We start from the raw sequence: 25,577 nt of genomic DNA, 5'->3' as shown, positions 1-25,577 counted from the left end.
CGGTTTGCGCAAGTCGAATCTGCGGCAATCTGACACATATGTCATTTATTTATCCCCAAGCCTGCGCCTTCTCACGCATTTTTTACATAAGTGCCGAATTTCAAATAACAAAAATACCGGCATGGTTAACAGGATGCGACCGATCCGCCTGAGACAATTTGTCCCTTGCGCTTCTTCCCAATTTCATTAGGACGCGAACGCTTTGACATTTGAAAACCTCCCGCGTGCGGGACTTACTTCGGTGAACGCGTCGTGCATCTGAATTTTTTTGAAGGCAGGAACCTGATCCGCAAGGGCCTTATTGCGGGCCTGATGGTGACCGCCGCCGTGTCCTTAAGCGGCTGTGACTGGGCGCTGATGGACCCCAAGGGTCCGGTCGGTCTGGCGCAAAAGGACCTGATCATCCTCGCCACCCTCCTCATGCTGATCCCGGTCGTGCCGGTGATCGTCATGACGCTGTGGTTTGCGTGGCGTTACCGCGCCTCGAACACCAAGGCGACCTATGATCCGAACTTCGAGCACTCCAACCGCATCGAAGCTGTGGTCTGGGCCATCCCGACGCTGATCATCATCGCGCTCGGTACGGTGACGTGGATTTCGACGCACCAGCTTGATCCGCACAAGAAGGTCGAAGCCGCTGCCGACAAGGCGGGCGTGACCCCGATCGAGGTTCAGGTCGTGGCGCTCGACTGGAAATGGCTGTTCATCTATCCGCAGTACGGCATCGCCACGGTCAACGAGATGGCCATGCCGGTCGGTGTCCCCGTCCATTTCGAGATCACCTCGGCCAGCGTGATGAACTCCTTCTTCATCCCGCAGCTCGGCACGCAGATCTACGCCATGAACGGCATGCAAACGCACCTGTCGCTGCGCGCCGACCACGCCGGTGTCTATGACGGCATTTCCGCCAACTATTCGGGCTTCGGCTTCGCCGACATGAAGTTCAAGGCCAAGGCCGTGGACCAGACCGGCTTCGATGCCTGGGTGGCCAGCGCCAAGGCCTCCGGTCAGACGCTCGATGCCGGCGCCTACAAGAGCCTGCACCAGAAAAGCACGCTGAAGGCCCCGGCCTATTATGCAGCGGTTCAGCCCGCCCTCTTCACCAAGGTCCTCAATGGCTGCGCCGATGGGGGTCTTTGTAAGGAAGACGCCTTCAACATGGCGATGATGAAGAATCTGGTGCCCGGCGCGGTCGATTGCGTCGCCCCTGAGATCCTGACGTCCAAAAACAAGACGGCCGACAAGGTGGCGCTGAACCGCGCCACTCCGGAAAGCTGAGTTCCGCGCCGCCCCCAAACCTGACCCGTAAAAAGATTATAACCCATGTCCAGCCCTGTCGCCGAACTCCACGAAGACCCCGTTCTTCGCTTCCTCTTCGGTAAACTCGATATCAGCTCCGTGCCATGGCACGACCCCATCATCATGGGGGCCGGTGCCGGTATGGTCGGTGCCGCCGTGCTCGTGCTCGGCCTGACCACCTATTTCAAGCTCTGGCCCTATGTGTGGAAAGAGTGGCTGACCAGCGTCGATCACAAGAAGATCGGTGTGATGTACATCATCCTGGCCCTCATCATGCTGTTGCGCGGCTTTGCCGACGCCCTGATGATGCGCGCGCAGCAGGCTTTGGCCTCGGCCGGCGGGCACGGCTTCCTGCCGCCGGACCACTTCGACCAGATCTTCACCGCCCACGGCGTGATCATGATCTTCTTCGTCGCCATGCCCTTCGTGATCGGCCTGATGAACGTCATCATGCCGCTTCAGATCGGGGCGCGCGACGTGGCCTTCCCGTATCTGAACAGCTTGAGCTTCTGGTTCACGGCGGCGGGCGCGGTGCTGATCAACGTCTCGCTGGTCGTTGGTGAGTTTGCCCATACGGGCTGGCTCGCCTATGCGCCGCTGTCAGGCTTGCAATTCTCGCCCGGTGTGGGGGTCGATTATTATCTCTGGGCCATCCAGATTTCGGGGATAGGTACGACACTGTCCGGGGTGAACCTGATTGCGACCATCTTCAAGATGCGCGCGCCGGGCATGACCCTGATGCGCATGCCGGTCTTCACCTGGACGACTCTGGCCGCCAACATCCTGATCGTCGCCGCCTTCCCCATCCTGACCGTCACTCTGGCGCTGCTGGGTCTCGACCGTTACCTCGGGATGCACTTCTTCACCAATGACGGCGGCGGCAACGCCATGATGTACGTCAACCTGATCTGGGCCTGGGGTCACCCGGAAGTGTACATCCTCGTCCTGCCCGCCTTCGGCATCTTCTCGGAGATCGTGGCCACCTTCTGCCGCAAGCGTCTGTTTGGCTATGACGCCATGGTCTATGCGACCATGTGTATCGCCATCCTGTCCTTCATCGTGTGGCTGCACCACTTCTTCACCATGGGCGCGGGTGCCAATGTCAATGCCTTCTTCGGCATCTCGACCATGATCATCTCGATCCCCACCGGGGTTAAGGTGTTCAACTGGCTGTTCACCATGTACCGCGGCCGCGTGCGCCTCGAAGTGCCGATGCTGTGGACCATGGGCTTCATCATCACCTTCGTCATCGGCGGGGCGACCGGCGTCATGCTGGCCATTCCGGGGGCAGACTTCGTGCTGCACAACTCGGTCTTCCTGATCGCCCACTTCCACAATGTGATCATCGGCGGCGTTTTGTTCGGCTGTATTGCGGGCCTCAACTACTGGTTCCCCAAGGCCTTCGGCTTCCGCCTGCATTCGGGCATCGGCAAGGTCAGCTTCTGGTGCTGGCTGATCGGCTTCTACGTCGCCTTCATGCCACTCTATGCGTTGGGCCTGATGGGCATGACGCGCCGCTTAAGCCACATGGATAACCCCGTCTGGCACGTCTATCTGATCGTCGCCGCCTGTGGGGCCCTGATCATCTTTGCCGGTATCATCGCTCAGATCGTCCAGATCGGCTATTCCATCTGGAAGCGCGATGAGCTGCGCGACGATAGCGGCGACCCGTGGGATGGCCGCACGCTGGAGTGGGCGACCTCTTCGCCGCCGCCCTTCTATAACTTTGCCGTCACCCCGGCCATCGGCAACCACGATGCCTTCTGGGACGCCAAGCAGACGGGTCAGGCCTATATCCAGCCCAAGTCCTATGAGCCGATCCACATGCCGCGCAACACGGCAACGGGCCTGCTGATCGGTCTGGCCAGCATTCCGTTCGGCTTTGCGCTGGTCTGGCACATCTGGTGGCTGGCCGTCGTGACCCTGATCGGCATGATCGGGCTCGCCATCCTGCACACCTTCAATGAAGACCGCGACTATTACGTTCAGCCTGATGAGATCAAGGCTATCGAAGACGCGCGCTTCGCCAAGCTCAACACAACGACGGAGGCGTAACCATGAGCAGCACCCCCGTTAATCCGGCGGAAAACCCCGTCGGCGCCTTCAAGGATCAGTTGAAGTCCGCCTACGACCACAATCCGAACGAAGCCCACGACACGCACGACCACCACCATCAGGACGAAGAAGCCAAGGTTACGCTCGGCTTCTGGATCTACCTGATGAGCGACTGCCTGATCTTTGCGACCCTGTTTGCCACCTTCGCGGTGCTGAAGGATGCAACCGCAGGCGGCCCCAATGGCCGTGAGCTGTTCGATCTCGGCTTTGTCGCCATCGAAACCTCGCTGCTTCTGCTGTCGTCGCTGACCTTTGGTCTGTCGATGATCTCAATGCAGAACAACAAGCTGAACGGCGTTCTGGGCTGGCTGGCCGTGACCGGGCTTATGGGCCTCGGCTTCATGGGCATGGAAATTTATGAGTTCAACCACCTGATCCACGAAGGGGCCGGTCCCGACCGTTCGGCCTTCCTGTCGGCCTTCTTCACTCTGGTCGGCACGCACGGCCTGCACGTCACGTCGGGTCTGATCTGGATGGGCGTCATGTTCGTCCACCTTTTCCGCCGCGGCATCACCCCCGCCAACCGCATCCGCATGATGGAGCTGAGCCTGTTCTGGCACTTCCTCGACATCATCTGGATCGGCGTTTTCAGCATCGTCTATCTGATGGGAGCCGCCTGATGCACATCCCTGACAAGCCCACCCTGCACCCTGCCAAGGACCCGCATACCGAGCTGGCCGACCACCACGCGGTGGACAAGCTGAACCACGGCGACGCCCATGGTCACGATCACGGGGCTGGCCACGCCTCGGTGAAGGACTATCTGATCGGCTTTAGCCTGTCGGTCATCCTGACGGCCATTCCGTTTGTCCTGACCATGCTGAAGCTAATGCCGGCCTCGACACTGGTGCCGGTCATCCTGATCCTCGGCGTGATCCAGATTGTCGTGCACCTGCGCTACTTCCTGCACATGAACAGTTCCTCGAGCCAGGTATGGAACAATCTCGCCTTTATCTTTACGGCGATCATTGTCGGCATCCTGATCATCGGCTCCTTGTGGGTGATGACGCACCTCAACCACAACATGGCCCCCGGCATGATGAGTGGCGGCGGTCTGGGCTAACGCCCCCACCTCACAGACGACCCACGCACCGCCCGGACCCGTCCGGGCGGTTTTTTTTCTGCTGCAAACCAAAAATAAAATGATCATTGCAAATTCAAAATATATGAAATATTTTTTCTAAAATACCAGAACCCCTTAACGGACAGGTGGAAACCCATGCGGCACATCTCACACTTTATCGGCGGTCAGGCGGTAGCGGGGGTGTCGGGCCGGGTGGGTGAGGTGTTCGATCCCAATACCGGCCGGGTGCAGGCGCAGGTCGATCTGGGGACGCCTGATGAGCTGGCGCAAGCCGTAGCGGTGGCCAAGGCCGCGCAGCCGGGCTGGGCCGCGCTCAATCCTCAGCGCCGCGCGCGGGTGATGTTCGAGTTCAAGCGCCTGCTGGAGCGCGATATGGACGCCCTGGCGCATCTTCTGGCGTCTGAGCACGGCAAGGTCATTTCCGATGCCAGAGGCGACATTCAGCGCGGGCTGGAGGTGGTGGAGTTCGTCTGCGGCATCCCGCACCTGCTGAAAGGCGAATATACCGAAGGGGCGGGGCCCGGCATCGACGTCTTTTCGCTGCGGCAGCCGCTGGGGGTGGTGGCCGGCATCACGCCGTTCAACTTCCCGGCCATGATCCCCATGTGGATGTTCGCCCCGGCGCTGGCCACCGGCAATGCCTTTATCCTCAAGCCGTCCGAGCGTGACCCCTCCGTGCCCGTGCGGCTGGCGGCGCTTTTGCTGGAGGCCGGGCTGCCCGAAGGCGTGCTCAATGTCGTGCACGGCGACAAGGTGGTGGTCGATGCCATACTCGATCACCCCGACATCCGCGCCGTGAGCTTCGTCGGCTCGTCTGACATCGCACAATACGTCTATGGACGCGGGTCGCAGAATGGCAAGCGGATGCAATGCATGGGTGGCGCCAAGAACCACGGCATCGTCCTGCCCGATGCCGATCTCGATCAGGCGGTGGCCGATATTATGGGCGCCGCCTATGGGTCCGCCGGCGAACGCTGCATGGCCCTGCCCGTAGTGGTGCCGGTGGGCGAAGAGACGGCCGAGCGTCTTAGGCCCAAGCTGCTGGCCGCCGCCGAAGCCTTGCGCGTCGGTGTCTCGACCGACGCCGAAGCTCACTATGGCCCGGTCGTGTCGGCGGCGCACAAGGCGCGCATCGAACACTATATCCAGATGGGCGTCGATGAGGGGGCCGAGCTGGTGCTCGACGGGCGCGGCTTCAAACTTCAGGGCCATGAGGACGGTTTCTTCCTGGCCCCCAGCCTGTTCGACCACGTCACACCCACCATGCAGACCTATCAGGACGAAATCTTCGGCCCGGTGTTGCAGATCGTGCGGGCCGGAACGCTGGAAGAGGCCATCCGCCTGCCGTCGCAACACCCCTACGGCAATGGCGTGGCCATCTTCACGCGCAATGGCGATGCGGCGCGTGAGTTCGCCTCTCAGGTCGAGGTCGGCATGGTCGGCATCAATGTCCCCATCCCGGTGCCCGTGGCCTATCACTCCTTCGGCGGCTGGAAGCGCTCCGGCTTCGGCGACCTCAACCAGTACGGCATGGACGGCGTGCGCTTCTACACCCGCACCAAAACCGTCACCCAAAGATGGCCGCGCGCGGGCCAGAGTCACGATTCCAGCTTCATTATTCCGACTATGCGTTGACGTTGGAATAAAAATTCCATTTACTGCACAAACAAAAAAAGCCGACCAATCGGCACGCCCATCCGGGGCCCTCTGCCACACGCCTTCGTCCCGGAGATAGAACAGATGACGCAGCCGCAAGGCGCACGGTTCCACGGGAGGAACTCTTATGTCGATTCACCGCCGCCACCTGCTGGCCGCCAGTCTGGGTATGGGCCTTGGTTTGGGCCTGACCGCCTGTCAGAAATCCGGTTCTGCCGCCGCCACCGACGGCATCGTCGTCAGTTTCAGCGACCTGTCGCAGCCCTTCTTCGTCGCCATGCGCCGCGATCTGGAGGACGAAGCTCAAAAGCTGGGCGTCAAGGTTCAGGTGCTGGACGGTCAGAACAATTCCTCCAAGCAGGTCTCCGATCTGGAGGCCGCGCGCGTTCAGGGCATCTCGGCGGTGATTATCGCGCCGACCGACTCCAAGGCGCTGGCCTCGGCCACCGACGCCCTGATCGACGAAAAGACCGTCGTTGTCTCCGTCGATCGTCAGATCGGTGGCGGCAAGCACCCGGTGCCGCATTTCGGGGCCAATAATGTCGAAGGCGGGCGCGCCATGGCCGACTGGGTGGTCAAGACCTACCCCAAGGGGGCCAAGGTCGTGGTCATCACCAATGATCCGGGCAGCACCTCTTCGATTGAGCGCGTCAAGGGCGTGCATGAGGGGCTGGCGGCGGGCGGTGCGGCCTATCAGATCGTCGCCGAACAGACCGGCAATTCCAAGCGCGATCAGGCCTTAAGCGTCACCCAGAACGTGCTTACCTCAATGGGCGGCGCGCACCCGGACGTCATTCTGTGCCTCAATGACGACATGGCTATGGGCGCGCTTGAGGCTATTCGTGGTGCGGGCTTTACGACGCAGCAGATCGCCGTCCTGGGCTTCGATGCCATCCCCGAAGCACTGAAACGTATTCGCGACGGCGAAATGGCCGCCAGCGTCGAACAGAATCCGGGCGAACAGATCCGCTCGGCCCTGCGCGCCGTCGTGGCCAATCTGAAAGACAAGACCCCCATCGTCTCCAAAAGCCTGACGCCGGTGCTGATCACCCGCGACACGCTCGCTCAGGCGTCGCGCATTGGCGAAGTGAAATAGGCCGGTCATGGCCCTGCTTGAGGCTCAAGACATCACCAAGCGTTTCCCCGGTGTCGTGGCGCTGGGCGGGGCGAGCCTGCGCGTCGAACCGGGCGAGGTTCACGCCCTGCTGGGCGAAAACGGCGCGGGCAAATCGACCCTGCTCAAAATCCTCGCCGGGGCTCAAGGTAGCGACGGCGGGCACCTCACCTTTGACGCAAAGCCCCTGCGTCCCGACGATACGCCCAGCCAGCGCCAAAAGGCGGGCATTGTCACCATCTATCAGGAGTTCAACCTTCAGCCCTATCTGAGCGTCGCCGAAAACCTCTACCTGGGGCGCGAGCCCCTGCGGTTCGGCCTGATTGATCACCGGCAGATGCGCGCGGATGCCCGGCGTATACTGGACGATCTGGGCCTCAGCCTCGATCCCGATCTGGAGGTCAGCCGCCTCAATGTCGCCGATCAGCAGATGGTCGAAATCGCCAGAGCCATGACGCTTCAGGCAAAGCTGATCATCATGGACGAACCCACAGCGGCGCTTAGCCCGCGTGAAGTGGACATCCTGCATCGCATTGTCGGCACGCTGAAGGCGCGCGGCATCGCGGTCATCTATGTCACCCACCGCCTGAAGGAGGTGAAGGCCATCTGTGACGCCTACACGGTGTTGCGTGATGGGCGCTTTGTGGCCGGCGGACAGGTTTCAGACGTCAGTATCGACGACATGGTGCGCCTGATGATCGGGCGCGATGTCGCCTTTCTCAAGCGCCCGCCGCGTCAGGTCGCGCCGACGCCGGTGCTGCGTATCGACGGGGTCAGCCGCCGCCGCGGCGCGCATGAGGCGCGCGGCACCTCGCTCGACAACATCTCTTTTGAGGTGCACGCGGGGGAAATCGTCGGTCTGGCCGGGCTGGTCGGCGCCGGCCGCACCGATCTGGCGCGCGTGCTTTACGGGGCCGACCGCAAGGATAGCGGACGCATCCATCTGTGTGGCCGCGCCCTCGACATTCAATCACCGGCGCAGGCGCTGAGCGCCGGGATCGCGTTGGTGCCCGAAGACCGCAAGCAGCAGGGTTGTTTCCTCGATCACTCTATCCGGCATAACCTGTCGCTATCCGGTCTGAAGGCCCTGTCGCGCCCCGGTGGCTTCGTCGATGAAGGGGCCGAGCGACGCCTTGTTGAAACCTTCCGGCAGAAGCTGCGCATCCGTATGAGCAGCCCCGAAGCCGCCATCGGCACCCTGTCCGGCGGCAATCAGCAAAAGGTGCTTCTGGCGCGCTGCATGGCCCTGTCGCCCAAGGTGCTGATCGTCGATGAACCGACGCGCGGCATTGATGTGGGTGCCAAGGCCGACGTGCATCAGGTCCTGTTCGACATGGCGTCTGAGGGCATGGCGGTCATCGTCATCTCCTCCGAACTGCCCGAAGTGATGGCCGTCAGCGACCGCATCATCGTCTTCCGCGAAGGCCGCATCACCGGCACGCTGGAAGCCACCGACGCCGATGAAGAAACCCTGATGGCGCTGATGGCCACCGGCAGCGCCCCGCAAGCCCCCAACCCTTGAGTCCCCTTGATGACCGCCACCCCAGCCCTCGCCCCTGACCCGTCTGCGCCCCCGGCCAAAGCCCCCTTCGACACGGTGGCCTTTTTGCGGACCTGGGGGACGACCCTGTTCCTGCTTTTGCTGATTATCGGGTTCGCGGCGTGGAACCCACGCTTTCTGTCGCTGCGCAATGCGCTCAACATCCTGACCGAGGTGTCGATCTATGGCGTCATTGCCGTCGGCATGACCTTTGTCATCCTCACCGCCGGGGTCGATCTGGCGGTAGGCTCGCTTCTGGCCTTTGCCGCGATTGCCGCCGCCTGGGTGGTGCAGCATATGGGCGGCGACCTGCCGCAATGGCTGGTGGCACTCAGCGTCGCCTCGGCCATCGGGCTGGCGGCAGGCTATGCGCACGGCAAGACGATTACTTGGCTAAAGGTGCCGGCCTTTATCGTGACGCTGGGCGGCATGACCATCTGGCGCGGCGCGACCCTGATTCTCAATGACGGGGGCCCGATTTCCGGCTTCGATGCCGGCTATCGCTGGTGGGGCACAGGGGCGGTGCTGGGTGTGCCCGTGCCCGTCATCCTGTTTGCGCTGGTGGCGCTGGCCGGGCATGTGACGCTGCGCTACACGCGCTTCGGGCGGCAGGTCTATGCGGTGGGGGGCAATGCCGAGGCCGCGCGGCTGGCCGGGATCAACGTCAAGGCCATACTGATCAGCGTCTATGTCATCGTCGGCTTTCTGGCCGGGCTGTCGGGCTTTTTGCTGTCGGCGCGTCTGGGCTCTGCGGAGGCCGTGGCGGGCATTAATTACGAGCTGCGCGTCATCGCCTCGGTCGTCATCGGCGGGGCCAGCCTGTCGGGCGGGGCGGGCAATATTCGCGGTACGCTGATCGGGGCGCTGCTGATCGGCGTGCTGTCGAACGGACTCGTCATCATGCACGTTTCGTCCTATTTCCAGCAGGTGGTGATCGGCCTGATCATCGTGGCGGCCGTGGCCTTCGACGCCTATGCCAAATCGCATCGCGGAAAGGTCTGATCGCATGTCCTCTGGTTTGAAACGCCGTGGTTCGGTTCGCGCCCTGATGATGGCAGTGGCCCTGTGCGCCCTCAGTGTCCCGTCCATGGCTCAGCCGACGGCGACCCCGGACTATACCGTGCTGGCCAATCCCTTTGTCGGCGTCGATGACGGCGGCAATACGGTCCCCGGCGCAGGCATTCCCTTCGGCTTCGTCTCCTTAAGCCCGGACACGGCCAATGGCGACACCAATGGCTACGACTCCAAAAGCGCCATTCTGGGTTTCAGCTTCACCCACGTCACCGGCACGGGCGGCACCAGCAAGTACGGCAATTTCCGCGTCACCCCGACGTCTGGGGAACTGGGCGTCAACCATCTGGTCTTCGCCAAGCACAATGAGACGGCCTCGCCCGGCTATTACGCCGTGACTCTGGCAAATGATCCGGCCAAGGCGGTGCGCGTCGAGCTGACCGCCTCGCGGCTTGTGGGCTTTCAGCGCGTGACCTTCCCCAAAGGCGCACCGGGTCAGTTCGTGCTCGACGCCACCTCGGTCATCGGCCTGCGCGGCAGCGGTCAGCGCACCACGGCGGCCCAGGTTGAGGTGGTGGACGACCACACCCTCTCCGGCTGGGCCAGCTTTGAAGGTGGCTGGAACCCCGCCCCCTATAAGCTCTACTTCTACGCTGTGTTCGACCGCCCGGCGGTCAAGTACGGGGCGTGGAAGGCCCGGCAGGGCGAGGTGCAGATTCAGGAGGGCATCGGGCGTCTTAACGGCGGCAATCAGACCAAGAGCGCGGCCAATCGTCAGGGGCTGATGATCGAATACGACACCGAGCAGGAGTTTTCGAACCGGCTGGGCGGCTTCATGACGTTCGATACGGCGACCGACTCGGTTGTGCAGATGAAGCTGGCCGTTTCGTTCATCAGCGTCGAAAAGGCCAAAGCCAATCTGGCCGCCGAACTGCCCGGCTGGGACTTCGATGCGCAGCACGCCAAGGCACGCGACCTGTGGAATGGCGCGCTTGCCAAGATCGAGGTCGAAGGCGGCGACGATACCCAAAAGCGCAACTTCTATTCGGGGCTTTACCGCAGCCACACCATGCCGCACGACCTGAGCGGCGAAAACGTCTGGTGGAACTCAACCGAGCCGCATTATGAGGATTTCTATACCCTTTGGGATACGTTCCGCACCCTGCATCCGCTGTTGACCCTCATCCAGCCGCAGCGTCAGCGCGACATGATCCGCTCGCTGATCGACACCTATGCCCATACGGGCTGGCTGCCGGATTCGCGCATCGCCGGGGCGAATGGCATGACGCAGGGCGGGTCAAACGGCGACGTGCTGATCGCCGATGCTGTGGTCAAAAACCTTGGTGGCTTCGATGTCAAACAGGCCTATGCCGCCTTGCGCAAGGACGGCGAGGTCGAAAGCGACAAGCCCTTCCTTCAGGGGCGCGTGCTGAAGGACTATCTGTCTCTGGGCTATGTGTCGCTGAGCCAGACGCGCTCCGCCTCGCGCACGCTCGAATACGCCTATAACGACTTCGCCATCGCCTCCGTGGCCGCGCATCTCGGTCAAAAAGGCGATCAGGCCCGCTATCTCAAACGCGCCGAGGCGTGGAAAAAGCTGTGGGACGACGATCTGGGCTGCATCCGTCCACGCTATGCCGACGGGCGCTGGCTGGAAAACTTCACCTGCACCTATGACTATCCGGACAAGTCCGGCCCGTGGTGGGAGGCCCCCTTCTATGAGGGCAATTCGCTGCAATATTCGACCTATGTGCCGCACGATGTCGAAGGCCTGGTGGCCAAGACCGGCGGGCGCGAAGGCTTTGTGCGCTGGCTCGACCGTCTGTTTGACGACGGCTATTACCTTCAGGGCAATGAGCCCGATATTCTGGCCCCGTGGCTCTATATCCACGCCGGACGTCCGGATCGCACGGCCGAGCGCGTGCGGCGCATCCTGTCGGTACACTATAAGCCGACGCGCAACGGCCTGCCCGGCAATGACGATGCCGGCACCATGTCGTCATGGTATGTGTGGGCCAGTCTGGGGCTCTACCCCAATGCGGGGCAGCCCTTCTATTACATCGGCTCGCCCCTCTTCCGGAAGACAACCATCCATCTGGAAGGCGGCAAGACGTTTCAGATCATCGCGCCCCAGACCTCAGAGGCCAATATCTATGTCGTGGGCGCGCGTCTGAACGGCAAGGCGATCGACCGCGCCTGGCTCACCCATGCCGAACTGATCAAGGGCGGTAGGCTGGAACTGGATATGGCGGCCCAACCCAACGGCTGGGCCACAAGGTTTACTAAACCCTGACAACCTGACCGGTGGCGACCGAATAGGCCGCCGCTTCGGCCAGTTCCAGCGCGCGCACGGCGTCGTCATAGCCCACCATCGGCTTAGCCTTGCCCGCCACGATGTCGGCAAAGTGCGCGATTTCGCTGCGATAGGCCTCAGCATAGCGGTCAAGGAAGAAGTTCTGGAAGGCATCGAGCACCGGGCCCTCGGCCCCCCAGTGCGCCACCGTGCTTTCCAGCACATTGTCGGCCTTCAGAAGCCCCTTCTGCCCATAGGCTTCGAGGCGCTGATCGTAGCCATAACCGGAGCGGCGCGAATTGCTTATGACGCACAGGCGGCCTGAGGCGGTTTTCAGTGTCGTTTTGGCGGTATCGACATCCCCCGCCTCCCCGATGGCCGGATCGACCAGACAGGCCGCCGCCGCATAGACCTCAACAATCTCTTCGCCCAGAATAAAGCGCGCCATGTCGAAATCGTGGATGGCCATGTCCTTGAACAGGCCGCCTGAGACCTTGACGTAGGACACCGGCGGCGGTGCGGGATCGTGGCTGACGATCAAAAGGCTTTCCAGTGCGCCGATGCGTCCGGCCTCAAGCTGTTGTTTCAGCGCCGCAAAATGGCGGTCGAAACGGCGATTGAAGCCGAGCAGAAGCGGCTTATCCCCACCTAATTGGGCCGCGGCCCCGCGCGCGGTTTCCAGATCCTGATCCAGCGGCTTTTCGCACAGGACCGCCTTGCCCGCTGCGATGCATTGAAGGGTCTGCGTCAGGTGCTGATCCGTCGGTGAGGCAATGACCACGCCCCTGACGTTCGGATCGGCCAGCACCGCCTCAAAAGTCGATACCTCCGACCCCAGCGCCTTTGCCAGTTCCACCGCACTGTCGCCCACCGGATCAACAATGGCCTTAAGGTGCAAGGCCGGATGGGCGGCGACGTTTCTGGCGTGGATACGACCGATACGCCCGGCCCCGATGACAGCCACTTCAAACATTGCGTTTCCTTTGTATGGGGTACGGCGCAAGCCTGATCCCGCTTTGAAATATTTATTCCATTTTTGAAACCCAAGCCTTACAAAAGGGTTCCACGTCTGGCTTTGCATTTTGGAACAAATATTCCATATTGTGTCAACTTGGAAAATGGTTGATTCTCTTCTCAGCGGCGGAGTGCCCCGATGAGCCCACACCCGGCGGAAACCCCCGAAGACGTCACCCCCGGCGGTGACGCCCCGCAAACGCTCGATGCCCTGCGCGCGGCCATCATGCGCCAGTATGACGACGCCTCACGGCGCATGAAACAGGTGGCCAGTTTCGTGCTGGACAAGCCCGAAGACGTGGCGTTCGAGACCCTGGCCGTGGTCGCCGAACGCGCCGATGTACAGCCTTCGGCACTGGTGCGCTTTGCCAAGACGCTGGGCTATGCCGGGGCGTCTCAGATGCAGAAGGTCATCCGAGATGAGCTGCTGTCCAGCCATATCAGTCTGGCCTATGGCGAGCGGGCCCGCGCCTTCGGGGCCTCTGAGGGGATAGGGGCCGAGGGGCTTAGTTCCATTCTGGATGAGTTTGCCGAAGCCGATATTCTGGCCCTCACCCATTTGCGGCAAAGCGTGTCTGCCGAGCAGATTCGCACCAGCGTCGAGGCCATTATCGCCGCCGATAACGTCTATATTGCCGGGTTTCGCCGCGCCTTTCCGGTCGCCTCCTACCTCGCCTACGCGCTTCAGCGGGCGGGCAAGCGTGTGGTGTTTTTGGATGGCGCGGGTGGGCTTTGGGAGCAGCAGGCGCGCGGCATCCGCGCCGAAGACCTTTTGATCGCCATCAGTTTCCGGCCCTATGCCGAAGAAACCGTGCGTTGCCATGCGCTGGCGCTGGAACGCGGCGCGCAGGTGCTGTCGATCACCGATTCCAATGTCTCGCCTCTCGTCAAGCCGGGGCATCAGAGCCTGTTGCTGCGCGAATCGGAAGTGCGCGCCTTTCGTTCGCTGACCGCGCCCCTGTGTCTGGCGCAGTCCCTCGTCGTGGCCTACGCCTTTGCCACCTAAAGCCCCTCGCCGGGCGGCGGCTTCGCCACCTTGGCCGCCGCCTCAATGGCGGCTTGAGCGGAATGATTCTGAAAAGATCATTCCGCTCTCATCGCAAGGGTGAAATCATTTTTGAAATGATAATTGCAAAATTCCAAATAAAGAAATAAACATTCCAAAAGAGGCCGGTTCAAGCGCCTCGTGGGAGGTTTTATGGGCGCTCGCACCCTTGGCGGACTGGATGTCATCACGCTGGGCCGGTCCAGTGTGGACCTGTACGGGCAGCAGATCGGTGGCCGTCTCGAAGACATGGCCTCGTTTGCCAAATATGTCGGCGGCAGCCCGACCAACACCGCCATCGGGGCGGCGCGGCTGGGGCTGAAGGCCGGGCTGATCACGCGTGTCGGGGCCGACCATATGGGCCGCTTCATCCTTGAGGCCCTGCGCCGCGAAGGCGTCGATACGGCCGGCGTGGTGACCGACCCGGCGCGTCTGACGGCGCTGGTGCTTCTGGGGATCGTCGATAAGGACACCTTCCCGCTTATCTTTTACCGCGAAAATTGCGCCGACATGGCCGTTGATATGGCCGATATCGACCCGGCCTGGCTGACCTCGGCGCGCGCGCTGGTCATCGACGGCACCCACCTGTCGCAACCGGGCGTCTTTGCCGCCAGTCTGGAGGCCGTGCGGCAGGTAAAGGCCGCCGGCGGTCAGATCGCCTTTGACATCGACTACCGCCCCGTTCTGTGGGGCCTGACGACGCGCGACATGGGCGAGCAGCGCTACGTCGCCGATCCGGAAGTCACACGGCGTCTGGCCACCGTCACGCCCCTGTGTGACCTGATTATCGGCACCGAGGAAGAGGTGCGGATTCTGGGTGGGCATGAGGATGTGATTACCGCCCTGAAGGCCATCCGCGCCCAGACGAACGCCGTGCTGGTATGCAAGCTGGGGCCGGATGGCTGCGCCATCTTCCCCGGCGAGGTGCCCGACCGCATCGCTGACGGGCTGGTCGTGCCGGGCTTTGCCATTGAGGTGATGAATGTGCTGGGGGCGGGCGATGCCTTCAGCGCCGGTTTTCTGCGCGGCTGGCTGGGTGGTGAGGACCTCGCCACCTGCGGGCGCTGGGCCAATGCCTGCGGCGCGCTGGTGGTGACGCGCCATTCCTGCGCCCCGGCCATGCCGACCTTTGATGAATTGCAGGCCTTTATGGCCGCGCAACACCCGATGACGGCTGAGGCCCAAAACGCGCTCGATCACCTGCACTGGGCGCGCACGCGCCACCGCGACTATGACGCCCTGATGATCCTCGCCATGGATCACCGTTTCCAGTTCGAGGAGATGGCCAGCGATTTCGGGGCCGAGCTGTCGCGCATCTCAGCCTTCAAGCGGCTGGCGCTTAAGGCCGTGGATCGTCTGGCACAAGGCCATGCCGATTTCGGCGTGCTGCTGGATGGGCGCTATGGGGCCGAGGCGCTTAGCGAGGCCGGACACACGACCTACTGGATCGGCCGCCCGGTCGAGGTGCCGAAATCACGACCTCTGCAATTTGAAACCGGGGCCGATGTCGGGCTCGACCTGCACACCTGGCCCGTCAATCAGGTGGTCAAGTGCCTGGTCCTCTATCATCCCGACGATGAGAAAGCCCTGCGTGACGAACAGGAGCGTCAGTTGATCACCCTGTTCGATGCCTGCCGTCGCTCAGGCCATGAACTGCTGCTGGAACTGATCCTGCCCGCCGGTATGGTGTCGGACACTACGACGCGCGCGCGCGGGATGCAGCGCCTGTACGACCTTGGCATCAAGCCCGACTGGTGGAAGCTGGAACCCGTCGCAGACGCCGACAACTGGCGACACATCGAAGCCGTCATCGCTGATAATGACCCCTTATGTCGCGGCGTGGTGGTGCTGGGCCTCTCGGCACCGGAAGAGGAACTGCTGGAAGCCTTTGGGGTCGCCGCCCGCTTTAAGTGCGTAAAGGGCTTTGCTATCGGGCGGACCATCTTCCACGATGTGGCGGCCCAGTGGCTACGGGGCGAAATGGATGATGACGCCGCCACCGCCGCCATGGCAGACAAGCTGTCGCGGCTGGTGGACGGGTGGCGGGCCATTCGTCAGCCCCGCCAATAACCGGGAGAGACGCCATGACCCTTATCCGACTGACCATGGCTCAGGCCCTGACGCGCTGGATGGCCGTGCAAATGGTCGACTCAGAGGACGGCCCTGTGCCCTTTTTTGCCGGCGTCTGGGCCATTTTCGGGCACGGCAATGTGGCGGGGCTGGGCGAGGCCCTCTATGCGGTGCGCGATCGGCTGCCCACCTATCGCGCCCATAACGAACAGGGCATGGCGCACGCCGCCATCGCCTATGCCAAGCAGAGGGCGCGACGGCGCGCCTTTGCCTGCACCACCTCCATCGGGCCGGGGGCGACCAATATGGTCACCGCCGCCGCCGTCGCCCATGTCAACCGTCTGCCGGTCCTCTTCCTGCCTGGCGACGTCTATGCCAGCCGCCGCCCCGACCCGGTCCTGCAGCAGATCGAGGCGTTCGGCGACGCCACCGTCTCGGCCAATGACTGTTTCCGGCCCGTCTCGCGCTATTTTGATCGCATCACCCGTCCGGAACAGATACTGAAGGCCCTGCCCGCCGCCATGGCCGTCCTGACCGATCCGGCCCAGTGCGGCCCGGTGACGCTGGCCCTGTGTCAGGATGTGCAGGCCGAAGCCTTTGACTATCCCGCCAAATTCTTTGAGCCGCGTCTGTGGCCCCTGCGACGCGCCCCGGCCGATGCTTATGATCTGGCCGCCCTGCATCAGGCGCTGACTGAGGCCAAACGCCCGTTGGTTATCGCCGGGGGCGGTGTGCGTTACAGTCAGGCCGAAAGCGCCCTGTCGGCCTTCTGCCTGAGCCACCGCATTCCCTTTTGTGAGACGCAAGCCGGCAAGGGCGCCCTGCCCCATGACCACGCTCTCAATCTGGGGGCCATCGGCGTCACCGGCACGAACGCCGCCAATCAGGCCGCGCGTGAGGCCGACCTGATCATCGCCATCGGCACACGACTACAGGACTTCACGACCGGTTCGGCCGCCCTCTTCCCGCAGGCGCGCATCGCCTCGATCAATACGGCGGCGTTTGATGCGCACAAGTTCGACGCCCTGCCGGTTATTGGTGACGCCAAGACCGTCCTGTCGCAGATCACGAGCGATTATCAGGCTCCGCCGGACTGGACCGAGCGTCTGAGTGCGGCGCGCACCGTCTGGGAGGCCCGCGCCGACGCAGTTATGACCGCTCAGGGCACGCCTACCGAGGCGCAAGTTCTGGGCGCGCTGATGCGCTGTGCCCCGGAAAACGCCGTGGTCGTGGCCGCCGCCGGAGGTCTGCCCGGCGATATGCACAAGCTGTGGCGCACGCGCCAGAGCGGCGGCTATCATATGGAATACGGCTATTCCTGCATGGGCTATGAGATCGCCGGCGGACTGGGTGTGGCCATGGCCGAGCCTGAGCGCGAGGTCTATGTGCTGGTCGGCGACGGCAGCTACATGATGATGAACTCAGAGCTGGCCACCGCCGTGATGACGGGGGTGCGCCTGACCGTCATCCTGATCGACAATCGCGGCTTTGGCTGTATTCACCGCCTGCAAAAGGCGACGGGTGGAGCGCCGTTCAACAACCGCCTCGAAGACAGTCACCACGAAACCCTGCCGTATATCGACTTCGTGGGCCACGCCCGCGCCATGGGGGCCCATGCCGTGCACGCAGCCTCTATCGACGCACTGGAAAGTGCCATCGAAGCCGCCAGAACCCGCGGCGGTGTCAATCTGATCCTTATCGAAACCGAGGCCACGCAAGGGCTTGGCGAAGGCGGGGCCTGGTGGGACGTGGCCGTCCCCGAAGTCTCGGATTCCGCCGCCGTGCGGGCCGCGCGCAGCGCCTATGACCAAAAACTCAAAACACTCAGGGACCCCTCATGACCATTACCTTCGGCGTCAGCCCCATTGCCTGGATCAATGACGACATGCCTGAACTGGGCGGCGATACCCCGCTCGACAGCGTCCTGAAGGACATTGCCGAGGTTGGTTTCGCCGGATCGGAACTGGGCGGCAAATTCCCCAAGGACGCCCCGGTGCTGAAGGCCCTGCTGGGCGGCTATGGGCTCGAGCTGGTCGGCGGCTGGTATAGCTGCGAGCTTCTGACACGCGACGCCGAGGCCGAAATCGACGCCCTGCAAGGGCATCTGGCGCTTCTGAAAGCCATGGGCAGCCGCGTTTTCGTCATCGCCGAAACGAGCAATGCCATCCACGGGCAGAAACACATTCCCCTGAAAGACCGCCCGCATCTTGATGCCGAGGGCTGGGCACGTTTTGGGGCGCGTCTCAGCGCGGTGGCCGACTATGTCAACGCTCAGGGCCTCAAACTCGCCTACCACTACCATCTGGGGACGGTCGTACAGGACGAAGCGGACCTCAAGGCGTTTCTGGCCCACACCACGCCCAATGTCGGGGTGACGCTCGATACGGGCCACGCGGTTCTGGGCGGTATCGACCCCTATGGCCTGATCGACAGCCATCCGGAACGCATCGTCCACGTCCATTGCAAGGATGTGCGTCAGCCGGTGTTTGACCAGACCGCCGGAGCTGAGGAGAGCTTCCTCAACGGCGTGCTGGCCGGCATGTTCACCGTGCCGGGCGACGGCTCGATTGACTTTGACCGCGTCATGCAGGGCCTGAAACGCATTGGCTATGCTGGCTGGATCATTATCGAGGCTGAGCAGGACCCGGCAAAGGCCGATCCGCGCGCCTATGCCGAGCTGGGGCTGAAAACCCTACGTACCGCCGCTGAGGCCGCCGGTCTGTCAGAGGCCGCCCGATGAGCCATCTGCGCGTTCGCCCGGCCCCGCCAGACGCCGAAGGCCGCGTCACCGTCATTACGCCGCAGTCGGCGGGCTGGACCTATGTCGGTTTCACGCTGGTGCGGCTGGTGGCCGGTCAGACCTATCGTGGGCAGGACGAGACGCGCGAAACCTGCCTCGTCATCGTCAGTGGCACGGCCGACATAGAGGCCGGGACAGAACACTTCGCCGCAGTGGGTGGTCGTCGCTCGCCGTTCGAGGACGCGCCGCCAGGCGCCATCTTCGTACCGCCCGCCACCGCCTATGCCGTAACGGCTCAGGACACCGTTGAACTGGCCGTGTGCACCGCACCGGGTCAGGCCGGTGATGCGGTGCGCCAGATCGCGGCCTCCGAGATGTCGCGCGAAGTGCGCGGTCAGGGCACCAATACCCGCTACGTCCGCAACATCCTGCCGCAGGACCGCCCGGCCCACAGCCTGCTGGTGGTCGAAGTGGTCACCCCCGCCGGTCACTGGTCGAGCTATCCGCCACACAAGCACGACAGCGCTGAGCCTGAGTTGGAGACGCAGCTCGAAGAAACCTATTATCATCGGATCGACCCGCCGCAGGGTTTCGGCTTTCAACGCGTCTATACCGACGACCGCAGCCTCGATGAAGCCGTGCTTGTCGAAGACGGCGACGTGGTGCTGGTCCCGCGCGGCTATCACCCGGTCGGCGCGCCGCATGGCTACAGCCTCTACTACCTCAACGTTATGGCCGGGCCGGAACGTCGCTGGATCTTCCGCAATGACCCGCAGCACGAGTGGATGCTGAAGGGCCGAGGGGTGTCGCGAGAGTGAGTACGGGGTCCCCAAAACTTCACCCCTCACATGTTATGAAAATCGGATTTTTCTAACCTGATAAACTCTACATGTTCGGAAATTCACTTTGTTCGAACATGAACAAGAATGCAGGGGTCACGACCCCTGCACCCCGAAACGCGGTGCGAGCCGGTCTTCGGGCGAAGCCCCCTCCCCCTATCCCCCTCTGCACTTCGCCAGGCGCGTATGCTCCCGGTTAGGGGTGAAGGGGCCCGCGGCCCCTTCGTTTGACTTCTAGAAAAACGCCAAAATCACAAATCCACGAAAAGGGCACTAGGAAGCCCGCACAGCGCATTTTCATGTTTTGGCCATACGCCATCAAAAAAGAAGCTGAAGGCCCCTCACGGGCCGCCTGAGCGCCTCGGCGATATCCGCAGAAGATTTCAGCCTCGTTTCGCCGTTAAGACTCTGATTTTGAATCAGAAATTCAGCGTTTCAGCGGGCCGACAGGCACGGGTTCACCGAAATCGGGTGTGCCATCCTTACGCCACTTCACATATTGCAATCTGGAGTGGCGGTTAGGGTCAAAAAGCGAGTTGCCCTTGATCTCCTTGTAGTCGCGGGCGTGATAGACGATGACATCGCGGCCGCGCTCATCGACGGTGAAGCCATTGTGCCCCGGCCCCCAGATAGTGTTCTTTTCCGAGCTGACGAAGACGGGTACGGGCGACTTGCTCCATGAGGCCGCGTCCATCAGGTCGGCATCGGCCCTGGCCGTCAGAAGCCCCAGACAGTAGTTATGATCGGTCGCGGAGGCCGAATAGGTCACGAAGATGCGGCCATTGCGGATCAGCACCGCCGGCCCTTCGGCGACCTTATACTTCACGGTCTCCCAGTCATAGGTCGGGATGGTCAGGCGCACCGGCGTCGCGGCAAAGGTCGTGGCCGTGGCCATGGGCGCGAGGTAGAGGTTGGAATTGGTGTCGATGCCGGGCTCCTTCTGGGCCCACAGCATGTAACGCACCCCACGATGCTCAAATACAGTGGCGTCGAGATTGAAGGTGTCCCAGGGCATCTGCACTTGCACGGGCGCGTTCCACTTGGCGGTCAACGGATTGGCCTCGGCGGTAGAGATGACATAGGTGCGCACACGGAAGGGTTCGCCCTTATCCCCGGCCCCGAAATAGAGCCGCCACTGGCCATCGAAATGATGCAACTCCGGCGCCCATATATAGCCGCCCATCCGGCCCTCGGTCGGACGCCGCCACACGACCACCTCTTCGGCCGCGGACAGTTCGCCCAGCGTCTTCGCACGGCGGATGACCAGACGATCATACTCCGGCACCGTGGCCATGAAATAGTAATAGCCGTCGCTGTGTTTGAGGATTTGCGGATCGGCGCGTTGCCGGATAATGGGGTTGATGATCGGCGCGCTTTTAGCCTGCGCGATGACGGGCGCACTCAGGCCAGCGGCGGCCGCAGACCCGATAAACAGACGACGCGATAAAGAGGTCGGTTTTGGCATTTCGGCTTCCCGTTTGATTATGTCTTACAATTACCCTATCGCCCTCCCCGGCCCTTGTCAAAACGCCCTTTCAAACCTTTTCCTTATCTAAACCTCTGAAGGCGTTAGAGGCGTTCAAGAGTCTTAAGTTACAGAGTTAAACGCCTCCAGAGGCCTGAAATTCGCAATGGAGTCATCGGACTAGGCCTCCACAGCGTTCCCGTTGTGTCGCGTCTGCGTTCCCGAAGTGTCAAAGGCCGCGTTCCCGAAGTATCAGGGGATTGTTCCCGATGTGCCGAAGGCCGTTCCCGATGTGTCGAAACTTCGGTGCGGGGCCGTGGTTTTTGAATCAATTTGGCCAAGCCTCGCTCAAAACTCGTTCAAACCGATTCCCTTCCTGTCAACAGATTCGGTTTTTGTGATGGTTTGTTGTCAAACACCGGAGAGTGATTCGTCACTTCGGGAACGCTTTGGTGGGGGAACGAAAAGACAGAAGATGAAAGACGCAGGGGCCACAGGCCCCTGCACCCCTATACGCTCAGGCCTCTATGATCTTCGGGCGAAGCCCCTTCCCCACCAAGCCACACAATAATCGCTAGTCGTTTGTGCCCCGTTGTGGGTTGCAGGGGCCTGAGGCCCCTGCGTTCTTTACCCTTACCTTCTCAAAACCTAAGCCCGCAACTGATGGCGGTTCTTTTCGTGATAGCGTTTGACGAAGCCTATAAAGGCGCTCTGATAGCGGTCGGGGGCGCGGTCCGCACTTTCAGCCAGCCAGGCGCGGAAATCGGCGTGCAGGGCGTGGAAGTCCCAGCCGCGATAATGTTTGCGCAGGTGCTCCAGCGTGTCCTCAGTGATATAGCCGCGCGGTTCGTCACTGGCGCTGACGGGCTTGGGTTTGGCCGTCGGTTTGACCACTTCGACGGGTGCGGGGCTGGCGTCGCGGCGCACCATGTGCAGCAGCGGTTCGCGCGAGGTTGCGGCTTCGGTCAGGCTGAGGTCGTAGCCCGGCAGGTCGTTGCGGCGCACGATGGCGGCGATTTCGAACTTGAAGCGGCGGTACTGACCTTCGGCACCGGACTTTTCGAACAGCGTCGGCAGGGCGATGGCGAAGCCGCCCTCGCCGGCCCCGCCGGCGTGCTTGCGGGCGACCTTGTATAGCCAGCGCTCGCGCCCGCCGGTGATGTCGAAATAGGCGCGGTCGATGGAGAGCACGCCTCCATTCATCAGCACGCCCTCATAGAACCAGCTTGAGAGCGACAGACTGAGCCCGCGTGAGCGGTCGGTCTTTTCATCGACCAACTGGCTCCAGTTGTCGAGCCAGGAGAAGGTGGCTTCGCGGCGCAGGTCCGAGCGGATATTGGTTTTGACGGTTGTCGATTGCAGCCGGTCGAGCGCCTGACCCAAAAGCTCATAGGAGCGGCCCGAAATAGGGCGGCCGATGGAGCGCAGCAGGTCATAGGGCATGATTTTCAGCGTGCGCGGGATTTCGTTGACGCGACGCTGTTTGAGGTCGTTCAGCACGCTGGCGCAATAGATCAGAATGTCAGCGTCCCAGATCGTCGCCATGCCATAGTCGGGATTGGCCGACACGTGCACCCAGACCTTGCCGTCCGGGGACGTATAGTCGATGGGCTTGAGACGCTTCGACTTGGCCAGACTGAAGAAAGGCCTCTCCATCATCTCGCGCTGATCGCGCAGGCTCAGATCGGCCAGATAGGGCAGGAAGAGATCAATCTGTTCGGGCTTGTCTTCGGCCATGATCCTGGCAGCCATGTCTGCATATTTGATGAGGAAAGATAGGTGAGACTCTGGAGCCTCCGGCCCTGGATTCTGAAAAGTTTCTTCGAGGAAACTTTTTCATACGCCGATTCTCAGGATGAGGTGAGTGTCGGGGTGTGGGGCCTTTTTAGCGCTATTGCTTCGCTGTCTGAGCGCTAGGCCCCACACACCCTGAAACCAAAAAAGTTTCCTCGAAGAAACTTTTTACCGCAGCCCCTTGCCCTGCTTGTCCAAAGTCTCAAGCGCCTTGCGGAACAAGTCGGTCAGCTCGCGTGCCGAAGCGCCCGATCCGGCATGCAGACGCAGCGACACGCCGTTACGGTTGGACGACATGATGCTGAGCGCCGGACGGCCGGACGGAGCGGGCAGGGTGAGCAGGCTGCGGTCCTCGGCGGCGGCCGGCGCATCGACTGTCATCAACTGACGCACCACCTCGGCGGCGGGAATGCTCGGGCCACCTCGAACGCTGGCCTGCAGTTTCGCCACTTCCTCGGCAGCGTACTTCATCAACGGCAAAAGTTCGGTGTCGTTGGCGGCTTCGAGGGATTGGATACGCTGCGCCAAAGGGTAGCAGGTTGCGAGCTGAATGTCGGCGGGACTGGCGAAGGCGGCGACAGCCCAAGCGGGCAGGGCGCCGACGCTTAGCATTTTCGACAGCCAGCCTTTCGAGAGGCGCAGGCGTTCGGCCATACGCACCTGCTTGCCACCATAGTGCTGATCGAGCGCGGCCAGATAGGTACGGGCGCGTTCAAAATCCGAGACGTCCTTACGCGCGCGATTTTCGATGTCGGAGATGCGGAAGGCGGACTCGTCGTCCAGCGCATAGACCTGCGCCAGGAACATCATGTCCGGGTAGTTGTTGGCGCGCAGCCATGAGATGGCCCAGTGGCGACGGGAGCCAGCGATCACCTCGTAATCGTGCTCAGGGTCATTATCCACGCGGCGGACGACCGCCGGGACCTTTTGCCCGCCTTCGGCCAGAATGGCGTCGATCAGCTCACGGCAATTGGCTTCGTTGAGCGACTCCTGATGACGCGGGTTTCCGGCCCAGATGCGCACACGCGCCGGATCGAGCAGAAGCTGGGTGACCTGCTTCACCTCGCCATTGGCGACGCGGGCCAGGGCGGATTCCCGCGCCAGAAGCGTGGTGGCTGATCGTACGCTTGCCGGGGCAGGGGCGGCCGGAACCGCCGGAGAGGGACGGGCAGGGGCCGCCGGTGCGGGTGTGCTTTCGGCCAGCGCGTCGTTAAGTAGGGCGGACAGATAGTCGGACTGACGTTTGGACATGGTGTAATCCCCTATAGGGCAGCGGCCAGTGCCGCGCCCTTCTCGTTATCCACACGTCCCCAGCGCAGGCGGATAAGTTTTTCGATTTGGCCCATCGCCTCGTCGATATTGCTGCGGCAGCGTTTGTGGGTTTTCGGTGTGCCCACAGGCTTTTCCAGCTCATAGACAGTCATCATGCGCAGCGCCGCGTGACTGATTTCGGCGGACTCCAGTATGGGGATAGGGAGGAGGGCCGGGCCGAAGGATTGCTCCATAATCCGCTGGATCATGGCATGGCTCGGGTCGTTGGAATTGAACTTCGAACAGATCAGGCGGCAGAAGTCGTATTCGACCTGAATGCCGGCCTCCTGAAGCTGGGTGATGACCTGCGACATCATGGAGAGGAATTGCACGGTCGAGCAGAAGTCGGGCGTCGTCGCCGCCAGTGGCACCAGAAGCGCATTGGCCGCCTGCATCACCGCCAGCGAAATCGTGCCCAGCGCCGGAGGCGGATCGAGCAGGACAACATCGTAATTTTGCGCCAGCTCATTGAGCCCCTGTTTCAGCTTGCGAAAGCGAGAGGCCAGTGTGCCGCCGCCTCCGGAACCGGCCGCCGCCAGTTCATATTCGACATCGAACATCTGAAGATTGGAGGGGATCAGATCGACATTGGGCCAGATGGTCGATTTGACCGCATAGTGCAGGCTGTCCTCGGTCGGTTCGATCGACAGATAGGGGTAGAGAGTCTCTTCGCGGCGGATGGCAAAATGCGGATTGAAGCCGAACAGGGTGGTGGTGGTGGCCTGACTGTCGCAATCGACGACCAGCACGCGATAGCCCTGAACGGCCAGATAGTGGGCCAGATGCGTGGTGACGGTCGATTTACCGACGCCGCCCTTGAAGTTTTGCACCGTGATAATGGCCGGCGGGTCTTCCGGAGAGCGACGCGGCGACGCGCCCAATACTTGCCGCATATTGAGGAGCGCCGGAATATCATAGCCCAGACGCCGCCCCGTATCGCTTTCGGGCGGGGGAGGCAGGCGGCCATCCTGTTCGGCCATGCGGATGCGGTTGGTGGAACAGCCCAGCAGTTCAGCGGCTTCGGCAATGCCCAGGCGCACATTCAGCGCCTTCGTGGCACCGGGGAGGAAGGCGGTGCGGCGCAAACGCTCAACCATCTGCTCACCGGCCTGCGCCAACTGGGTGATTCGCTCAGCTTCGGCAAGGTGAGGATGAAACCCCTCATTATTCCAATGATTTGCGTTCAC

Annotated in this window: 19 protein-coding genes; 14 read left to right on the top strand and 5 right to left on the bottom strand. The window is 62.2% G+C overall.

All coding sequences use genetic code 11. The annotated features are described in order from the left end of the window. The first annotated feature begins 312 nt into the window (after positions 1–312). The 9 genes from cyoA (at position 313) to AACH73_RS17310 (ending at position 12,112) form a co-directional block, all read left to right on the top strand. Positions 313–1,278: a ubiquinol oxidase subunit II gene (gene cyoA, locus AACH73_RS17350; protein WP_303651420.1), complete on the top strand. Its 966-nt coding sequence runs from the start codon at positions 313–315 to the stop codon at positions 1,276–1,278. Positions 1,279–1,323: 45 nt separating this feature from the next. Beyond that, entirely contained in the window at positions 1,324–3,354 is a 2,031-nt protein-coding gene (gene cyoB / locus AACH73_RS17345; RefSeq protein WP_272741175.1) for a cytochrome o ubiquinol oxidase subunit I, read from the top strand. Between the two features lie 2 nt (positions 3,355–3,356). Continuing rightward, positions 3,357–4,034, top strand: a complete 678-nt coding sequence (gene cyoC, locus AACH73_RS17340; protein ID WP_338736501.1) for a cytochrome o ubiquinol oxidase subunit III — start codon at positions 3,357–3,359, stop codon at positions 4,032–4,034. Then, the gene (gene cyoD / locus AACH73_RS17335; protein ID WP_338736500.1) at positions 4,034–4,477 is read left to right on the top strand and encodes a cytochrome o ubiquinol oxidase subunit IV; all 444 of its coding nucleotides are present in this window, start codon (positions 4,034–4,036) and stop codon (positions 4,475–4,477) included. Before cyoC ends, cyoD begins: the two co-directional genes overlap by 1 nt. A gap of 156 nt (positions 4,478–4,633) precedes the next feature. Next, positions 4,634–6,133, top strand: a complete 1,500-nt coding sequence (locus tag AACH73_RS17330) for a CoA-acylating methylmalonate-semialdehyde dehydrogenase (RefSeq protein WP_338736499.1) — start codon at positions 4,634–4,636, stop codon at positions 6,131–6,133. 148 nt (positions 6,134–6,281) lie between these two features. Further along, positions 6,282–7,250, top strand: a complete 969-nt coding sequence (locus AACH73_RS17325; protein ID WP_272741171.1) for a substrate-binding domain-containing protein — start codon at positions 6,282–6,284, stop codon at positions 7,248–7,250. A 7-nt stretch (positions 7,251–7,257) separates the two neighbouring features. Continuing rightward, complete coding sequence (locus AACH73_RS17320; protein ID WP_338736498.1) at positions 7,258–8,790, top strand: sugar ABC transporter ATP-binding protein; 1,533 nt, start codon at positions 7,258–7,260, stop codon at positions 8,788–8,790. A 9-nt stretch (positions 8,791–8,799) separates the two neighbouring features. Next, complete coding sequence (locus tag AACH73_RS17315) at positions 8,800–9,810, top strand: ABC transporter permease (protein WP_338736497.1); 1,011 nt, start codon at positions 8,800–8,802, stop codon at positions 9,808–9,810. A 4-nt stretch (positions 9,811–9,814) separates the two neighbouring features. Further along, positions 9,815–12,112 (top strand): GH92 family glycosyl hydrolase, encoded by a 2,298-nt coding sequence (locus AACH73_RS17310; protein ID WP_338736496.1) that lies wholly within the window; start codon positions 9,815–9,817, stop codon positions 12,110–12,112. Here AACH73_RS17310 and iolG read toward each other — a convergent pair. Beyond that, positions 12,102–13,085 carry an inositol 2-dehydrogenase gene (gene iolG, locus AACH73_RS17305; protein ID WP_338736495.1) on the bottom strand — a complete coding sequence of 328 codons (984 nt, stop codon included), beginning with the start codon at positions 13,083–13,085 and terminating at the stop codon, positions 12,102–12,104. The two genes, AACH73_RS17310 and iolG, sit on opposite strands and share 11 nt — an antisense overlap. Before the next feature lie 180 nt (positions 13,086–13,265). Between iolG and AACH73_RS17300 the strand changes: the two genes are divergently transcribed. The 5 genes from AACH73_RS17300 to iolB all read left to right on the top strand — a co-directional run bounded on the left by AACH73_RS17300 (position 13,266) and on the right by iolB (position 19,799). Next, a complete protein-coding gene (locus AACH73_RS17300; RefSeq protein ID WP_338736494.1) occupies positions 13,266–14,132 on the top strand; it encodes a MurR/RpiR family transcriptional regulator in 867 nt (288 codons plus the stop codon). A 192-nt stretch (positions 14,133–14,324) separates the two neighbouring features. Beyond that, on the top strand, positions 14,325–16,241 hold the full coding sequence (gene iolC / locus AACH73_RS17295; protein ID WP_338736493.1) for a 5-dehydro-2-deoxygluconokinase: 1,917 nt from the start codon (positions 14,325–14,327) through the stop codon (positions 16,239–16,241). A 14-nt stretch (positions 16,242–16,255) separates the two neighbouring features. Continuing rightward, positions 16,256–18,082 (top strand): 3D-(3,5/4)-trihydroxycyclohexane-1,2-dione acylhydrolase (decyclizing), encoded by a 1,827-nt coding sequence (iolD, locus tag AACH73_RS17290; protein ID WP_338736492.1) that lies wholly within the window; start codon positions 16,256–16,258, stop codon positions 18,080–18,082. Further along, entirely contained in the window at positions 18,079–18,981 is a 903-nt protein-coding gene (iolE, locus tag AACH73_RS17285; RefSeq protein ID WP_338736491.1) for a myo-inosose-2 dehydratase, read from the top strand. The genes iolD and iolE overlap by 4 nt, the downstream gene beginning before the upstream one ends. Further along, positions 18,978–19,799: a 5-deoxy-glucuronate isomerase gene (gene iolB / locus AACH73_RS17280; RefSeq protein WP_338736490.1), complete on the top strand. Its 822-nt coding sequence runs from the start codon at positions 18,978–18,980 to the stop codon at positions 19,797–19,799. Before iolE ends, iolB begins: the two co-directional genes overlap by 4 nt. Before the next feature lie 448 nt (positions 19,800–20,247). Here iolB and AACH73_RS17275 read toward each other — a convergent pair whose 3' ends face one another. The 4 genes from AACH73_RS17275 to AACH73_RS17260 form a co-directional block, all read right to left on the bottom strand. Further along, on the bottom strand, positions 20,248–21,285 hold the full coding sequence (locus AACH73_RS17275) for a family 43 glycosylhydrolase (protein ID WP_338736489.1): 1,038 nt from the start codon (positions 21,283–21,285) through the stop codon (positions 20,248–20,250). Between the two features lie 648 nt (positions 21,286–21,933). Further along, positions 21,934–23,037, bottom strand: coding sequence for a replication initiator protein A (locus AACH73_RS17270; protein WP_338736488.1), 1,104 nt, complete (start codon positions 23,035–23,037; stop codon positions 21,934–21,936). 210 nt (positions 23,038–23,247) lie between these two features. Further along, positions 23,248–24,330 (bottom strand): ParB/RepB/Spo0J family partition protein, encoded by a 1,083-nt coding sequence (locus AACH73_RS17265; protein WP_338736487.1) that lies wholly within the window; start codon positions 24,328–24,330, stop codon positions 23,248–23,250. A gap of 11 nt (positions 24,331–24,341) precedes the next feature. After that, positions 24,342–25,487 (bottom strand): AAA family ATPase, encoded by a 1,146-nt coding sequence (locus AACH73_RS17260; protein WP_338736581.1) that lies wholly within the window; start codon positions 25,485–25,487, stop codon positions 24,342–24,344. Positions 25,488–25,577: the final 90 nt, after the last annotated feature.

Source organism: Asticcacaulis sp. DW145 (assembly GCF_037101385.1).
Classification (GTDB): domain Bacteria; phylum Pseudomonadota; class Alphaproteobacteria; order Caulobacterales; family Caulobacteraceae; genus Asticcacaulis; species Asticcacaulis currens.
The sequence above is the reverse complement of the archived record's forward strand: the minus strand, read 5'-3'. Positions and strand labels throughout refer to the sequence as shown.

Bases quoted from the DNA above. Each gene is read 5' to 3' on its own strand.
- AACH73_RS17275 (WP_338736489.1), bottom strand. From the start codon at position 21,285: ATGCCAAAACCGACCTCTTTATCGCGTCGTCTGTTTATCGGGTCTGCG.
- AACH73_RS17330 (WP_338736499.1), top strand. From the start codon at position 4,634: ATGCGGCACATCTCACACTTTATCGGCGGTCAGGCGGTAGCGGGGGTG.
- AACH73_RS17270 (WP_338736488.1), bottom strand. From the start codon at position 23,037: ATGGCTGCCAGGATCATGGCCGAAGACAAGCCCGAACAGATTGATCTC.
- cyoC (WP_338736501.1), top strand. From the start codon at position 3,357: ATGAGCAGCACCCCCGTTAATCCGGCGGAAAACCCCGTCGGCGCCTTC.
- iolC (WP_338736493.1), top strand. From the start codon at position 14,325: ATGGGCGCTCGCACCCTTGGCGGACTGGATGTCATCACGCTGGGCCGG.
- AACH73_RS17310 (WP_338736496.1), top strand. From the start codon at position 9,815: ATGTCCTCTGGTTTGAAACGCCGTGGTTCGGTTCGCGCCCTGATGATG.
- cyoD (WP_338736500.1), top strand. From the start codon at position 4,034: ATGCACATCCCTGACAAGCCCACCCTGCACCCTGCCAAGGACCCGCAT.
- AACH73_RS17300 (WP_338736494.1), top strand. From the start codon at position 13,266: ATGAGCCCACACCCGGCGGAAACCCCCGAAGACGTCACCCCCGGCGGT.
- AACH73_RS17320 (WP_338736498.1), top strand. From the start codon at position 7,258: ATGGCCCTGCTTGAGGCTCAAGACATCACCAAGCGTTTCCCCGGTGTC.
- AACH73_RS17325 (WP_272741171.1), top strand. From the start codon at position 6,282: ATGTCGATTCACCGCCGCCACCTGCTGGCCGCCAGTCTGGGTATGGGC.
- iolG (WP_338736495.1), bottom strand. From the start codon at position 13,085: ATGTTTGAAGTGGCTGTCATCGGGGCCGGGCGTATCGGTCGTATCCAC.
- iolB (WP_338736490.1), top strand. From the start codon at position 18,978: ATGAGCCATCTGCGCGTTCGCCCGGCCCCGCCAGACGCCGAAGGCCGC.
- cyoA (WP_303651420.1), top strand. From the start codon at position 313: ATGGTGACCGCCGCCGTGTCCTTAAGCGGCTGTGACTGGGCGCTGATG.
- AACH73_RS17315 (WP_338736497.1), top strand. From the start codon at position 8,800: ATGACCGCCACCCCAGCCCTCGCCCCTGACCCGTCTGCGCCCCCGGCC.
- AACH73_RS17265 (WP_338736487.1), bottom strand. From the start codon at position 24,330: ATGTCCAAACGTCAGTCCGACTATCTGTCCGCCCTACTTAACGACGCG.
- AACH73_RS17260 (WP_338736581.1), bottom strand. From the start codon at position 25,487: ATGGTTGAGCGTTTGCGCCGCACCGCCTTCCTCCCCGGTGCCACGAAG.
- cyoB (WP_272741175.1), top strand. From the start codon at position 1,324: ATGTCCAGCCCTGTCGCCGAACTCCACGAAGACCCCGTTCTTCGCTTC.
- iolE (WP_338736491.1), top strand. From the start codon at position 18,079: ATGACCATTACCTTCGGCGTCAGCCCCATTGCCTGGATCAATGACGAC.
- iolD (WP_338736492.1), top strand. From the start codon at position 16,256: ATGACCCTTATCCGACTGACCATGGCTCAGGCCCTGACGCGCTGGATG.